The 403-nt window shown below is 68.7% G+C and carries 1 protein-coding gene; it reads right to left on the reverse strand.

Translation table 11 applies throughout. The features are described 5' to 3' along the window. On the reverse strand, positions 1-403 hold a 403-nt coding region (locus AC0C66_RS21550), incomplete at both ends, for an alpha amylase C-terminal domain-containing protein (RefSeq protein WP_472973708.1).

The raw sequence follows: 403 nt of genomic DNA on the forward strand, positions 1-403 counted from the left end.
CTTGTCGGACGAACTCGTCGCTGCGTTCTGGTCGCTCATCGTGTTCTCCTGTCGTGCCGTTGCGGTGGACGATGAATCGGCGCCACCGGCCTGCTCGGTAGCGGTGTGCGCAGCCACCTGCGTCATGTCGGGGCGCGTCGCCGGCTCGAACCACACGACACCGAGCGGCGGCATCGTGATCTCGGCCGAGTACGGCTGACCGTCCCAGGGGATCTCCTCGGCCTCGACCGAACCCAGGTTACCGACGCCCGAGCCGCCGTACGCCTCGGCGTCGGTGTTGACGATCTCGTTCCACGTACCAAGGTGGGGAAGGCCCACGCGGACGCCGTGGTGCGGGTTGCCGGCGAAGTTCGCGGCGATCGCGACGACGGGGCGGTACCCGTCAGCTTCGGCGGGCGCGAAT

The organism is Bacillus sp. VA13 (assembly GCF_055710085.1).